At 49.4% G+C, this 14,452-nt stretch carries 10 protein-coding genes and 1 pseudogene; all 11 read right to left on the reverse strand.

All coding sequences use genetic code 11. The features are described from left to right. Positions 1 to 913: pseudogene (locus ABID13_RS26925) on the reverse strand (glycoside hydrolase family 36 protein); the annotation flags it as partial. Positions 914 to 971: 58 nt separating this feature from the next. Then, entirely contained in the window at positions 972 to 1,847 is an 876-nt protein-coding gene (locus tag ABID13_RS26930) for a carbohydrate ABC transporter permease (protein WP_048930909.1), read from the reverse strand. Beyond that, the gene (locus tag ABID13_RS26935) at positions 1,847 to 2,737 is read right to left on the reverse strand and encodes a carbohydrate ABC transporter permease (protein WP_007859364.1); all 891 of its coding nucleotides are present in this window, start codon (positions 2,735 to 2,737) and stop codon (positions 1,847 to 1,849) included. The genes ABID13_RS26930 and ABID13_RS26935 overlap by 1 nt, the downstream gene beginning before the upstream one ends. 113 nt (positions 2,738 to 2,850) lie before the next feature. Further along, on the reverse strand, positions 2,851 to 4,194 hold the full coding sequence (locus ABID13_RS26940) for an ABC transporter substrate-binding protein (protein ID WP_048930908.1): 1,344 nt from the start codon (positions 4,192 to 4,194) through the stop codon (positions 2,851 to 2,853). A gap of 370 nt (positions 4,195 to 4,564) precedes the next feature. Beyond that, positions 4,565 to 5,935 (reverse strand): ABC transporter substrate-binding protein, encoded by a 1,371-nt coding sequence (locus ABID13_RS26945; protein WP_048930907.1) that lies wholly within the window; start codon positions 5,933 to 5,935, stop codon positions 4,565 to 4,567. Position 5,936: 1 nt separating this feature from the next. Next, positions 5,937 to 7,604 (reverse strand): response regulator transcription factor, encoded by a 1,668-nt coding sequence (locus ABID13_RS26950; RefSeq protein WP_048930906.1) that lies wholly within the window; start codon positions 7,602 to 7,604, stop codon positions 5,937 to 5,939. Then, positions 7,577 to 9,412, reverse strand: a complete 1,836-nt coding sequence (locus tag ABID13_RS26955; RefSeq protein ID WP_048930905.1) for a sensor histidine kinase — start codon at positions 9,410 to 9,412, stop codon at positions 7,577 to 7,579. Before ABID13_RS26955 ends, ABID13_RS26950 begins: the two co-directional genes overlap by 28 nt. A 69-nt stretch (positions 9,413 to 9,481) precedes the next feature. Beyond that, positions 9,482 to 11,431 carry an FAD-dependent oxidoreductase gene (locus ABID13_RS26960; protein ID WP_048930904.1) on the reverse strand — a complete coding sequence of 650 codons (1,950 nt, stop codon included), beginning with the start codon at positions 11,429 to 11,431 and terminating at the stop codon, positions 9,482 to 9,484. Between the two features lie 11 nt (positions 11,432 to 11,442). Beyond that, complete coding sequence (locus ABID13_RS26965) at positions 11,443 to 12,210, reverse strand: 3-ketoacyl-ACP reductase (RefSeq protein WP_007859375.1); 768 nt, start codon at positions 12,208 to 12,210, stop codon at positions 11,443 to 11,445. Positions 12,211 to 12,236: 26 nt separating this feature from the next. Continuing rightward, the gene (locus tag ABID13_RS26970) at positions 12,237 to 13,592 is read right to left on the reverse strand and encodes an oxidoreductase (protein WP_048930903.1); all 1,356 of its coding nucleotides are present in this window, start codon (positions 13,590 to 13,592) and stop codon (positions 12,237 to 12,239) included. Further along, entirely contained in the window at positions 13,582 to 14,415 is an 834-nt protein-coding gene (locus ABID13_RS26975; RefSeq protein WP_007859377.1) for a helix-turn-helix transcriptional regulator, read from the reverse strand. Before ABID13_RS26975 ends, ABID13_RS26970 begins: the two co-directional genes overlap by 11 nt. Positions 14,416 to 14,452: the final 37 nt, after the last annotated feature.

Genomic DNA, 14,452 nt, shown 5'->3' on the forward strand with positions numbered 1-14,452 from the left:
AATGCTTATCTTTTGGTCTTTGGTTCGGAATAGTGTAGTGCTGGCGGTCTATCTCTTGTTTTCGGTTGCTTGCTTCCTTACCGTACATGAGCATTGATTCAGGCGTTGTAAAATGTCCGCCCGGGCCAACCTGTTTCATCCAATGCCCAAACTCCCTGTCCGCAAGTCCTCCGCTGACTGCAATATTCTCATCAATGCGGTAAACCTCCATCTGCCAGGATGCGCCATGCGCCAGCTGAACGCCCCAGAACACATGGTTTTTCTTGTCCTCCATGGCCAGAAACGGAAAATAGTGGTTGACCGGAAGGGATCCCACCTGACCAAACCGCTCACACCGGACCGACTCCATGTTCCATGACGTATCCAGCTGCAGTTCCTCCATGGATTGGGTGAGGAGGGTTCCCTCCTGGCTCCACCGGCTCATCAGGCGGTGTACCTGAATCTGATCGTGGCAATCTCCCTCCAGATACGGCGAGATACCGGTCAGGGAAAAACTGGAGATCATCTCCAGCAAAATGGTTTCCCGGCTTTCATTGGTCAGCTCATTCCACATCCTGACCCAGGGCATGCCCTGTTCCCAGTGCAGAAAATGCCTGATCCCGCAGCCCCGGTCATCCCTCAGATGCGTAATGATGGTCAGGCCATCCCTCTCCTCCACCGTTTCCTGGCTTTTATAATGAAGCTGGTCCACGCTCCCGCCATTGCGCAGCGTATTGCCCGGCGCATATGCTCCGTTGTAGACGTCTCCGGCCAGCTTAAGCTGCACCATACCGTCCAGCTTTGCCTTCTTCTTTCTGTAGGCCGGGACCGGCATATGGGTTGGATACAGCTCCAGGCCCGCGTGCTGATCTTCATCCAGCAGATAACGCGCCGTCATGTCTCCCAGTGTGTATTCTTTTAATATTGTATCCATTCTGATATCCTCCTGATGGAAAATGCTCCTGATAGGAAATGCTCCTGACGCGGCGCACTCATCCCTTAACGGCGCCCACGGTCATTCCTTTGATAAAATACTTTTGCAGACACATGAACAGGACTGCAATGGGCAGCACCGACAGTACGATCGCGGCCATGGCCGTTGTATAATCGCTGGTCTGGGCGGAAAACAGGGACTGGATCGCCACGGTAAGGGTTTTCAGCTGTTTTTTGCTCACATAAAGACTGGCCAGCAGGTAATCGTTCCAGATCTGAAAGGCCTGCATGATGATCAGCGTTGCCATGGCTGGCTTTAGCAGGGGAAGCACGATTGAAAAATACGTTTTAAACACAGAACACCCGTCAATCCTGGCCGCTTCCTCCAGTTCCACCGGAACCGTGGACATAAAACTGTTCATGAGGAATACGCCAAAGGAAATGCCCGTTGCCACATACATGAAAATAATGCCGAATCTTGTGTTGGTCAAATGCATTTTAAAACCAATGGTATAGATGGGAAGGAACAATGCCTGGTAGGGTATCAGGATTCCTACAATAAAATATATGTAGCAGAATTTAAAGAACCTGTGCTTGCAGCGCGCAATGGCCCACGCCGTTATGCCGCACAGCATGGCAAGCACGAATACGCTGACCGCCGTATAGATAAAGGTGTTGATGTAGGTAGTTCCCATATTCAGCTTATCGATGGCTTTCACATAATTATCCAGCTGAAATGACTGCGGAAGCGACAGAGGGCTGTTGATATACAGCTCCTTTTTTGTCTTAAATGAGTAATTGACAATAATAAACAGGGGGGCCAGGAAAAGGGCCGCCAGCATGGTCATGAGCACCTGGACCACAGCGGTTGTTTTGGTATAGGGGTGGCGGATCTTTTCTTCCTTTTCCGTTCTGTCCTTTTTCAATCCTTTCATCACGCCTGAACCTCCTTACTTTTAAGTCCCTTCACCTGGATCAGGGCCACCAAAAGCAGGGCCACCACCAGGGTAACTGTCATTGCGGAACCGTATCCATACTGCCTGCCGTTGATGGCCGTGGTATAAGTCTGGTAGATCACGGATGTGGACGCCCGCCCCGGACCTCCCTTGGTGGATGATACCAGCAGGTCATATACCTTCAGGGAGCCGGTGGTAATGCCCACCACACAGATGGTAATGGCGGGTGCCAGCATGGGGATGGTTACGTTAAAAAACCGTTTTACTGCTCCGGCTCCGTCCACCTTGGCGGCCTCATACAGATCGGAGGGCACAGACTGGAGGCCGGCCAGATAGATCAACATCCAGTATCCGATCCATTGCCAGTTGTTGGCGATCAAAAGCCCCCAGAGAACGGTTTTTCCGCTTCCGAACAGCATAAAATTAAAATTGGTTCCCAGCCAGTCATTCACAGCCGGAAGCACGTTGGAAAACATTTTAAGCCACACAAAGCCCACGATCACGGCACTGATGAGACAGGGAATAAAAAAGGCTGCCCTGTATATTTTCTTGCAGCGGATCCCGCTGTCCAGGGCCACTGCAAACAGCAGGGCTGCAGCATTCTGGATCAGAGTGTTCCCTATGGTGAATTTAATGGTAAACCACCATGCGCTTCGGAAATTATCATCCTGAAACAGGTCCATATAGTTCCTGAATCCTACAAATACCTTTTCCGGTGAGATTCCGTCCCAGCTTGTCACCGAATACCGGAACGACAGAAGCAGCGGAAGGATCAACCCGATCGTAAATATGATGAATCCGGGAAGCACCAGAAGCAGATACTGCAAAAAAAGTTTTCTGCCCATTATTTCGCTTTTATTTTTAGGCATCCTCATTATCCCCTTTCATGCCAGACAGATCAGTACAGTTCAGCGCGAGTATATAGTAAGGCGCAGTTATTATAACCGCGCCTTTCATTTTATTTGGCTGCAACGCTGGTATGTTATTTGGTTGCGGAGCTGGCATCCACCCTTGCATCGGATGCGGCCAGAACATCCTCAAAGGTTTCATCGCCCTGAAGCCATGCAGCGATATCCTTTGCGTTCTCTTCCTGGAATCCTCCCCATACAAGTTGGTTGTTGCCTAGAGTAACGTCCACGATCATATCGTCGGCAGCATACTTATCAATATCTTCCTGACTGGGATTCTCAAAGGTCGGTGTCACATCCTTCAGCATGGAGGCAGTCTTGGTATAATCATAGATTTCCACAGCCAGCTCCTTGTCGGAGGTCAGCAGATCCAGAACACAGTTAACAGCGTCCGGATGTTCGGTCTTTGCACTTGTCATCAGGGTAATATTGGGTTCAAATATCAGCTTGGAATCCCCTGTCTGGTTGGGAAACGGGAAGATACCAAACTCAAAGGCATCATCAATATCCAGGAAGTTCTGGATGGACCAGGAACCGGAAACCTTCATAGCCGCTTCCCCCTGCACCATCCTGGCATCACAGTCAGTCTGCTCCATGCTGAATGTGTTGGCAAAGGTATTGTCAAAAATCAGCTTATTATACTCATAAGCGGTCTGAAACTCCTTACTGTCAGCAAAGGATACCTCTCCTGCCCTGAACTTATCTCCCCACTCCGGGTCCTTGTTAAATACATCGTTCATGGCAAACTGCATGGTCACATTGCCGATGGACCAGGTATCTACCATATGGCTTGCAAATGGCGTGATCCCTTTTGCGTTGCAGTCATCTATAATCTTCTGCAGGTCATCCTGTGTTTTGGGGATCTCCCATCCATTTTCCTCAAACATGGCCTTGTTGTAGTAAACTCCCTGATACAGGGCATTGTAAACCATTCCGTATGTCTTTCCATCCACCGTCACATTTTCCCTGGCTGCGTCCAGGCCCCGGTTCAGATATGTATCATCAATGGTACCAAGCACTCCCAAAGGAGCGTAGGTTGCCACATCCTGCGCTTTTCCGATCATAATGTCCGGAAGCCCCGACTGGAGGTACTGCTGCATTTTGGGCTGGAAATCATTTCCCCAGTCCACACATTCCCACTCCAGGGTGATGTTGGGATATTTTTCAGCCAGGGCCTCATCGATCATATCCTCGATACCGGCGTCCGTGGTGGACTGCCCCGCCAGCACGGTCAGCGTAACCTTTTCATCAGATCCGGACGGCTGCGCCGCTTCGCTGCTTCCTGCCTCTGCGGCCGGTGCCCCTTCAGTCTTTTCCGGTGCCGCGGTCTGTGTCCCGCCGGAACTCCCCCCGCATCCTGCCAATACACAGGACGCCGTAATTGCTGCCAATACACCCAATACCTGTTTTCTTTTCATGAACGTTCCTCCTTGTTATGAGCACTTAGCGTCCGTCCTTTGGGCGCTTACGTGCGATACATGTCACTGGCACTTAGTGAGGTCTCCCTCGAACTTAGTGCAGTGGCTTGTTATGAGCACTTAGCGTCCGTCTTTTGGGCGCTTACGTGCGATACATGTCACTGGCACTTAGTGAGGTCTCCCTCGAACTTAGTGCAGTGGCTCGTTATGAGCACTTAGCGTCCGTCTTTTGGGCGCTTACACATGATGTTTTTGATATACCAAGTATACTTTTTTTCCGACATGAACAAATAGGACTAAATTGAAAAAGGAGTTGCACATTTTTGTGAAATGTACAACTCCGCTTATATTGACCGTATTTATATAGATATCACTCATTCATACTCTCCGCCCGGTTATCATCCGCAAATTCCAGAACCTCCTCCAGGCTTTTCTTTCCCTGCAGCCAAAGCTGCTGCTGGGCTGCGACCGCATTCTGGTAGGACCACACCAGCTGGTTATTGCCAATGGTCACATCCAGCACCTGACCGCTCTGTTCGTAATAATCGATATCATCCTGAATGCAGCTCCTGTATTCAGGCTCAAATCCTTTTACGGTGGGCTGCGTCTGCGTATAGTCAAGGATCTCACTCTGAAGCTGCTGATCGGAAAATATGCCCATGAACAATTCAGTGATCAGTTCATCGTATCCGGTGCGGGCGCTTTTCATAAAAGTCATATTGGTTTCGCGCAAAAGCCTGGCGTCCCCGTGCTCATTGGGATAGGGAAATATCCCAAATTCATCACCACAGTTATATTGGTTGGCAAACTGCAAAGACCAGGAGCCGGTCAGGTACATAGCCGCCTGTCCGCCGGCAAACCGGTTATCACTCTCATACTGGTCAATACTCAGTGCATCCTCCCAGGAATGTTCCAGAATATTCCGGTTGTTCTCCAGACACCGCCTCATAGCCGGACTGTCCGAGAAATTCACCTTTCCCTTCCGGAACTGTTCTCCCCAGTCCGGCTCATCGCAGAACACCTCATTCATCATAAACTGCATGGTGGTATTGCCCAGGTTCCAGCTCTCCTGGAAATGTCCGGCAAAGGGGGTAAGACCGCGGGACGTTAATATCTCCTGTATCTTTAAAAGTTCCTCCCTGGTCTGAGGCACTTCCAGTCCATATGTGTTGAAAATCTTCTTATTGTAAAGTACCCCCTGATACCATGCATTAAAAGGAAGTCCATATACCGTGCCGTCCACCGTAACCAGGTCCAGGGCATCCTGTTTGATCATAGCCGAACAGGACTCTGCAATAGGAGCCAGATTGCCGGTCCCCACATACGCTTTTACATCCTGCGCTTTTCCCACAATGATATCAGGCACATCCCCTGCCGCAAATCTGGAGCGAACCTGCGCATCAAAGCTCTCTCCCCAGTCCACACATTCCCATTCCAGCTTGACATCGGGATAATGTTCCTCCATCCACTCATCGATCATGTCCTCCATGCCCGCATCTGAGGTGGACTGACCTGCCAGCACGGTCAGGATTACCGCATCCGACTCCTTTGCAACGGCCTCCGCCTTTTTTCCGCAGCCTGACAAAAACAAAGATACAATGATGCAGGCTGTTATGATCCGGCTGACTGCCGTTGTCCGGCCGGCCGCACTCATCCTGCCGGCCGTTCCTGTCCTGCCGGCCGCCTGCGGCCGCCGCCCATACACATGCACCGGTGATCCAATGCTGTTCTTCCCTTCCAATCTAATCCCTCCGTATATCGCCGGAATTTGCTATGGTGTGGCCCGATGGTTCCGGACACTGCACCGCGTTCCTGTAATCTCTCGGGCTTCGTCCAAAATATTTTCTGAACACCCTGCTGAAATATGCGTAGTCATCATATCCCACCATAAACGCGATCTCGGTCAGGCTGATCTCGCTTTCACGGATATAGCTGTCGGCCTTTTCCATCCTTTTCCTGGTGATATACAGCATCAGGTTCTCCCCTGTTTCCTGTCGGAATGTTTTGGAAAAATAGGTGCTCTCCATTCCGAACTGTTTTGCCAGGGCGGAAAGACTAAGATCCTCGTTGTAATGCTCATCTATGTACGCGGCGGCTCTGCGCATGATGTCGGACACTGTATGGACTGCTTCCTCATATCCCACAGACATGCAGTACTCGATCACATCGCGCACCCCATCGCATAGAATGCCTGCATCCAGGCGCTCCACCGTCCGGTCCGACATGTGGATCATATGTTCCAAAACAGCAGTCTCCTCCGCGGACAGACTGCTGCCCAGCGTCTCAGGAAATGTATTCAGTATACGTTTGACCGTCTGCTTTACCTCCAGATATTCCCACTTATCTTGGGCGCAGCAGTCAAGTCCGGTTCCCTGGAACACCAGGTTCTCAATGGCTGCCCGGTTCTTTTTTCGTATCAGTTCCTTCAGTTCCCTGACCTGGCTGTCGCCGAACCGGCTGCTTATATTACGGTTTCCACCGGAAATCCCGGAGCGCCCCGGCACAAGCAGCACATCCTCCGGCGTGTAGGTACGCGTCATCAGCATGGAGATATCCTGGATATATGCCTCATGGATACTGTCCATGGAATAGGAGTGGCCGCTGAGCATGATGGTGATGGTTGACTGGAGCAGGGGCTTTAGCTGGACCATAAGGTATCTGGCCTTGTCGGTCAGCTCCCGGTTGTCCAGCTCCGACACAATGGCAAATTCATTGGGGCGGTATATATGGTTGAACACAAACGGGACATCGCTTTTCAGGCACCGCCGTATCTCCTTTTTCACAGAGTAGGACAAAAGGTTCATATCATGCCCATACCGTTTGACCAGATTGCCCATATCGTGGATCTTCACCAGCATCAGGCTCATCCCTGCAAAGTCCATGTCATTGTTGATGGTGATGATCGGGGTGAAGGAGGAACCCTCCCGCTCAAGAAGCTGGCTGAACTCCCTGTCCTGTAAAAGGGAGGCTGCTTTTAACAGCTGGATCTGCTGCTCCTCCCGGGCCCTGGCATGGGCCTTCCTGGTGCTGATGATCTCCAATGCCCTGGACAGGGCATTCACCAGATCGATCCTGGTGATGGGTTTTACCAGATAATTGATGGATCCGGCCATGAACGTATCCTTGACATACTGGAAATCATCGTAACCGCTGACCACAAAGGTAATAATATCCGGGTATTTTTCATGTATGATCTCCAAAAGCTCGACCCCATTCATAAAGGGCATGTTGATATCCGTGATCAGAATATCCGGCTCATCTGTTTCAATGCGCCTGAGCACTTCTTCCCCATCCGCTGCCGGTTCCATGCAGCAAAGGGAATATCTGGACCAGTCGATCATGGAACACAGCTTTTCCCTGGTCCAGTATTCATCATCCGCTATCAGGACTTTATAGACTTCTTTTTCCACTGTTCAACCTCCCCCATTGTCAGTCTTGCTACTGTCAGGTACACCCGTGTCCCTGTCCCCGGCGCGCTCTCCACCCGTATTCCATAGGAATCGCCGTACAGCATCTTTACCCTTGCGTTTATATTGATCAGACCGATGGAATTGCCCCGCTCCACCAGATCCAGATCATTTTCCTTCATCTTTTGGTTCAGTTCCTCCGCGTTCTCCAGCCCCACTCCGTTGTCCTCCACGGCAATGATCAGATTATCCTCCTGTACCTTGGCCCGGATCACAACGTGTTTTTCCCCTCTCACATTGCGCAGTCCGTGGTTTAAGGCATTTTCCACCAGCGGCTGTACACAGATCCTTGGGACCGTGTCCTTCAGGACTTCATCATCTATATCAAATTCATAGGCCACATGATCCCTCATCCTCACATCCATCACATAGATATAATTCTTCAGGTGCACGATCTCTTTGGCAACCGTGGAAAATGGATTCTTCATGTCCAAACTGTACCTGAAAATATTGGACAGGGACTGGCACAGATGGCTTACCTCATCACAGTGGCGGACCTGGGCAATGCTGCTCATGGTATCCAGGGTATTATACAGAAAATGCGGATTGATCTGGGCCTGGAGTGCGTTATACTCCGCCCGGTTCAAGAGCAGCTTTGTCTCATACTCCCTGACAAGGAGAGCTTCGATCTGATCCAGCATCTCGTTAAAGCTCTGCCCCAGCACCCCTATCTCATCATGTTTTTTCACCGCTACGCGCAGGTCTGTCTCCCCCTTTTTGATCCGGTCCGTCATTTCCGTCAATTCCTCCAAGGGACGGGTCAGGCTCTTGGACCAGAGGAAGGTGAACACCAGGGTGATCACCAGCATCACGGCCGCTATGGTGAAAAGGCTGGCCGTCAGAGTGCGCTGATTGGCTGCCAGCAGTGCCTGGGGCATCAGCGCATACGCACTTAAGTTATATTTGTTCTGTTCCACCTGGAAAAAGACTCTCTGGCTGCCGCCTGTGGGAAGGCTGAAATCCTGTTCTCCCCGGCGTAAATGGTCTGATATCCCGTCAAAAAGCTTCCGGTCATTTTCCCCCAGACTGCCCACGGATACGGCCGCCCGGTCCCCCACGGGCTGAAGCCACATAAACATATCGCTGTCCGTAATGAATTTCTCCATCCTGTACCGGAATATCTTGCTGTCCACATCACATGCAATGTAACCGATCATCTGGCTTGTATTGCTGTTATTATACAGCTTCATCACAAGCCGGATAATATCCGTATCACGATATGGGTTAAAATAGCTGGAAACCAGCATGGTTGTCTCGTCCGAATGGGCATACTGCCTGACCAGATCCGCATTGTTCTCCTCTGCATGTTCGTAAATATCCAGGGGATAATTATGGCGCGGGGTTACGGCCCTGCGGTATGTGCTGATGATCTCATCCTCCCCGTTATAAAGATACAGGGCAACCACTCCATCGGAGGTGTCAAAGCATTCCATGGCAATGTTATAGGACTCCCTGTAATACTTGTCCCTCAGCAGGGAAATGGATTCCTTTTCCTTTAAATCCCGGATCAGCTGCTGGCGGTTGTAGACCTTTATGATATTATTTTCCATGGATTTGAGGATCGTGAACAGATCATCCTGCATATTCCGCAGCAGACTGAAGCTCTCCTTTTTCGCCTGATTGTAGATCAGAGTGGAGGATTTCCTGTTAAACAGCCAGGTCTGCAAAAGAAGGGCCGTCATGGTGCAGGCCAGACAAAGGATCAATATTTTAAACCGCATTTTCTGCGGCAATTCCATTCTTTTTTTCATATGAATCCCCCAAACATGTTTGAGGAAAGTATATCAAATTTTGTATTTTATTTCTACCGGAAATCGTATTCACAACATTATCCTCTCACGGTACAGTTTCCACTGATTTTCAAAGAAATAGTCCACCTCCGGAACAGGCCGGACCGGACGCCATTCAATCTCACATTCAGTACCCTGACAGATAACTTCCTGAATCATGCCTGCATGGGATCCGTTATCAAGGGTGCATTTGAACAGATCCGGCAGTCTCCTGTCCGGTTTCCTGCCATTTCCATCTGTATACAGGGCCGACCCCCTGCTTCCTCCGCTGCTTTTACAGTAGTCCAGCATGGACGACAGGTATACCATCTGAGATATGAGCATATCCCGCAGTCTGTAGAACAAAGGCAGCTGGTTCATCCCAGGCCGTTTTACAAGGTGCAGGTATTCTGTCAGTTCTCTCCTTGTATCATAAAGCGCCGCCTGGATCTGTCCCCCTTCCCGTATCATTCCTCCGTATGCGCTCATCCGTTTTGCTGCCTTCAGCCATAAATCCTGAAGGGCTTCCGTTCCGCATGCAAGCTCCGGGATTTTTATGAACCGGTATGCATCTCCTCTTAGAGCATGTTCCGCCTCTCTCTGCTTGTTCCCATCTTTCTCCGGCCATCCTCCCTGACGCAGATCATAAAGCTTCCTTTGACGGATCCACTCCGCTGCCCGCACAGCTCCGGCCTGACCGGCATTCAGTGCAGTCCCTCCTGGCCTTGTGACTCCGTGGCTGCCGCAGACTTCACCCACTGCAAACAGTCCGTGGATATCGGTTTCCCAATGAAAATCCGTTGAAATCCCTCCGTTATTGTGCTGGGCGCAGACAGCTATCTCCAGTCTCTCCTGATATAGATCCACCCCATGATCCCCATAATAACCGATTGCCGGCCTATTCATCTGATTCAGCCTCTCAATGGGTGTCCCTGCCAATGCCCCTGCCTGTTTCAAATACGCATATGCCTCCGGCGCCAGCTGGTCATATCGGATTGGGTGTCCCCCTGTATTCCTTGTAAAATCAAGATATACCCGTCTTCCCTTTAATATGGTCTCCTGATATACCAGCAGATCAATGAGTGAGGATCCGCCAAACATTTTATCCACATCAAAGGGCCATTGATATCCTTTTAGAAAAATAAGGGAAAGCATTTCTTCCGGTGTCTCAAAATGATCCAGAAGAAACTCCTTTTCATCTTTTCCTTCGGCATCTGTGGATATAAATGTGGGAAGTACCTGCATATAAGTCCCGCTGACGTTCCATCGGGGTTTCAGTGACGCCATTCCAAACTGCCACTCCGTCAGGTTCTTGCCTATCGCCCCAGCTTCAAACGCCATACCGCTGGCTCCAAGCTGTGACATGGGGTATACACTGTCGTGGTACATGCCGGCAGGCCCGCCTGTTGCTAAAATCACATCCCTGCACCAGATGATTAGGTAGGAGACTTCCATTTTATTGTTCTTGTCTAAGCATAAAATCCCATATAACCGCTTCTCCCTTACAAGAAGACGGATCACCTGCAGACCGTCCAGGATCCGGATCCCCCGCCTTTTCACGGCGTTTTCCAGACATTCCGTCATAAGCCTGGAAGTATAAGGTCCGGCACTGGTAGCCCTTCTTCCTCTGTCGTGATCTGTCTTATAGCCCATGAACTCCCCATATTCCGTACAGGGAAACGGAACTCCCAGATCAGCCAGGCAAAAAAAGCATCTTGTGGACAACGCGGCCTCACAGAGAGCCAGATCCCCGTCCACACATCCGCCGGCAAACAAGTCCTCTGCCATGGTGCGGACTGAATCTTGATCCGCACCCGCAAGGGACAGTTTATAGTAGGTCTGTTTATCTGAGCCGGTATTCCTTGAAGTCCCAGCTTTTATATTTTCTGTTATAACCGCAAGATCTGTCTCTCCTGCCTGGTGAAGCTTTAATGCGGCTTGAAAGCCTGCTGCTCCGCTTCCTATAACGATATGTTCAATTATAAGTTCCTGTACATTCATATTTATTCCCCTTACAGACGTTTTATATGGAAACCGCCATCCACGTCAATATAATTGCCCGTTGTATAAAGAACCTTGTTTGAACAAAACAGGCTCACCATCTGTGCCACATCCTCCGGCTTTCCCCAACGCGCAATGGGCATCCCTCCATTGGCTATCATCCTGTCATACTTATCAGTAACGGCGCTGGTCATATCTGTTGCGATCACGCCCGGACGCACTTCGTTCACAACAATCCCCTCTGATGCCAGACGGTCTGCAAAGAGGGTTGTCAGCATGCAAACCGCTGCCTTGGATATGCAATATTCTCCTCTTGTAATGGAGGAAACTTCTGCTGAACATGAGCCCACATTCACGATATGCCCCTTATTCTCAAATACCTGCTCCTGGCTGATCATCTGCTTTGCCACAAGCTGGGTCAGAAACATAGTTCCCTTTGTATTGATTCCAATTACCCTGTCAAAGCTTTCCTCTGTCATCTCAAGAAGGTCTTTCCTCTCCCTGGGAGCAACCCCTGCATTGTTTACAAGAATATCTATCCTGCCAAAGCGTCCCACACTTTCCTTCACCAGCCGTTCCCTGTCTTCTGCCAGGGCAATGGATCCCTGTACATAATGCCATGTGATCCCACATTTTGTAAGCTGATCCAGAGCTTCCTGATACACCGTCCGGCTTCCTGTGGCCAGAATCACGATCTGGTATCCATCTAACCCTAACTGTCTTGCCACAGCATATCCGATCCCCCGGCTTCCGCCTGTTATTACCGCTGTCTTCTTCATGTGATCTCCCCTCCCTTTTTCTGAAATCAGCCTCTGAAATCAGCGGGCTGATACTTCTTATTTTCCTGAAAATCCCTGTAGAATGACATAAATATATCAGGATCACGGATCACGCAGCCAGTTGGCTTATGTGCCCTGATCAGGTCCCCGCATTTACCGCAGGTCATACACACCCTCTTTGGATTAATCCTTCCATATCTGATGATCTCATTTGCAAAATCGGGATCCGCAAAGGCCATTCTTCCAAAAAGCATGCCGTCACAAAAACCTTCCTTCACAGCGCCTGCGGTAAACAGATCCGCATATTGTCTCAGGTAAGTAGGTGCAGAGCCATATACCACCATTCCCGGAACAGCATTTTTAACAGTTCCAATCCCCTGGATTATCCTGGCAATCCCTGTTAAAGGATGCTCATCCGGTACATATTTTCCCATGTCGTAAGGTCTGGTCACATGAGTCGTAGCATAAGGATTTCCCATTGTCAGATCGACCATGGCTAATCCATAATCCTCATACAGCTCTTTTACAAGGCGGATCGGTTCAGTAAGATCCGGACTCAGCCCGGAGGTCTGACTCACGCCAAATCCATAGGGATATGCATATCCGTCATAAATTCCCAGTCTGGAGGTCACCTGGAATGTATCGTTCTCATAAACCTTTGCAGCTTGTATGCTATGTTTCAGCAATCTGGTGCGGTTCTCATAACTGCCGCCGTAATTACCCGGTCTCGTGTAGGCGGAAGAAAGTTCGGCCAGAAGATATCCGTGGCAACATTTAATATCCACTGCATCAAAACCAGCTTCTTTGGCCAGCTTTGCAGCTTCACCAAACGCTTCTTCCAGTCCCTTCAAATAATCATCCGTGACAATACAGGAGTCATCGGCAGCCCTGTATTGTTCAAGGTACGGATGGCGGTAGGCGGTCATTGGCGCCGGTCTGTTATCCGGATTAGAATAACGTCCGCTGTGGTTTGCCTGCATGATCAAATACGGTGCATATCCGTTTTTCTTCCTGCCGGCCTCTTTCACTTTTTCAGTCAGGGCCTTATAGTTCTCCAGATTATCCCTTGAAAGAAGCAGCTGTGTCTTTGAGGAGCGCCCTTCTTGCACAATGGAGATTGCCTCAAACCAGATGACGGCACTGCCGCCAATTGCTTCGTTTATATATCTGCGCATGGTATGATCAGATGGCGATCCGTCCGGCATTGAATCCGCCCCCTCCATGGGAGCGATCCCCAGGCGGTTAGGCATGGTTATATGTCTCACCTTAAGCGGTGCTGCAAGAATACCGGTGTCCTCTGCAAAGGGGAGGCAAAGATCCAGTTCATTCAGCTTATTTATTAAATCTTCCAAGCATCCATAATGGAACTTTTCATGTGCCATGATTGTTTTCCTTCCTGTAAAATTGTTTTCTGAATTTACTCGGTGATAAATTTGTATGTTTTTTAAATTTTTTAGAAAAATATGTAAAATCTGTATACCCGCAATCGGATGCAATATCAGAAATGCTCCTGTCTGTCTCTGTAAGCATTGCCTTAGCCCGATTCATCCGCAGAGAAACTGCATAATCCATAAGGCTGTATCCCGTCTCGTCCTTAAAAACATGGGAAATATAGTGCTTGTTCATATATAGGGCAGATGCTACCTTATCAACCGAAATATCCTCGGCATAGTGGTGGTCCAGATAATTGAGCACCTTGTATGCTATGGTTGCGCCCGCTCCTATCTTCATCGCAGAAAGAATATCCGCACACTCTCTGAAAATGGTAATAAACATCCGGCGCAGATCAGCGCCAACATACATCTCCCAATATTGGCGCTTCCCAAGGTACTCCTTTTCCATCTCAAGTATTAATTCATATAAATAGTTCCAGACAGGATCAGTCAGGTGCAGCAGATGTGAAAAATCTGCGGGCCGTTTTATGAAGACGGATATGATTTCCGGATACCGCACTTCATTCTGGAAAAATGTGGGATTAATCTGAATAATATAGCGTTCATATGGATATTCCAGAACCGTAAGTGTATGCTCTTCCAATGTATTGAGCACAATGATCCCGCCTCTTCCAGCTTCATATGTCTTTTCCCCTACCTGATATTCGATCCTTCCCGACAAAAGGAACAGTATCTGATATGTATGTTCATAATGGTGCGGAAGTGTATAATTACAAGAACTATAGCGATGTTCAATCCAGAAATCCTCCATAGGAACCTCCTTACATAATTGTGTACTCCCGGCGTAT

The organism is Enterocloster citroniae (genome assembly GCF_040545455.1).
Classification (GTDB): domain Bacteria; phylum Bacillota; class Clostridia; order Lachnospirales; family Lachnospiraceae; genus Enterocloster; species Enterocloster citroniae.

What these genes read in the sequence shown, in the direction of transcription:
- ABID13_RS26930 (WP_048930909.1), bottom strand. Translation starts at nt 1,847, where the DNA reads ATGAAAGGATTGAAAAAGGACAGAACGGAAAAGGAAGAAAAGATCCGC.
- ABID13_RS26935 (WP_007859364.1), bottom strand. Translation starts at nt 2,737, where the DNA reads ATGCCTAAAAATAAAAGCGAAATAATGGGCAGAAAACTTTTTTTGCAG.
- ABID13_RS26940 (WP_048930908.1), bottom strand. Translation starts at nt 4,194, where the DNA reads ATGAAAAGAAAACAGGTATTGGGTGTATTGGCAGCAATTACGGCGTCC.
- ABID13_RS26955 (WP_048930905.1), bottom strand. Translation starts at nt 9,412, where the DNA reads ATGAAAAAAAGAATGGAATTGCCGCAGAAAATGCGGTTTAAAATATTG.
- ABID13_RS26960 (WP_048930904.1), bottom strand. Translation starts at nt 11,431, where the DNA reads ATGAATGTACAGGAACTTATAATTGAACATATCGTTATAGGAAGCGGA.
- ABID13_RS26965 (WP_007859375.1), bottom strand. Translation starts at nt 12,210, where the DNA reads ATGAAGAAGACAGCGGTAATAACAGGCGGAAGCCGGGGGATCGGATAT.
- ABID13_RS26970 (WP_048930903.1), bottom strand. Translation starts at nt 13,592, where the DNA reads ATGGCACATGAAAAGTTCCATTATGGATGCTTGGAAGATTTAATAAAT.
- ABID13_RS26975 (WP_007859377.1), bottom strand. Translation starts at nt 14,415, where the DNA reads ATGGAGGATTTCTGGATTGAACATCGCTATAGTTCTTGTAATTATACA.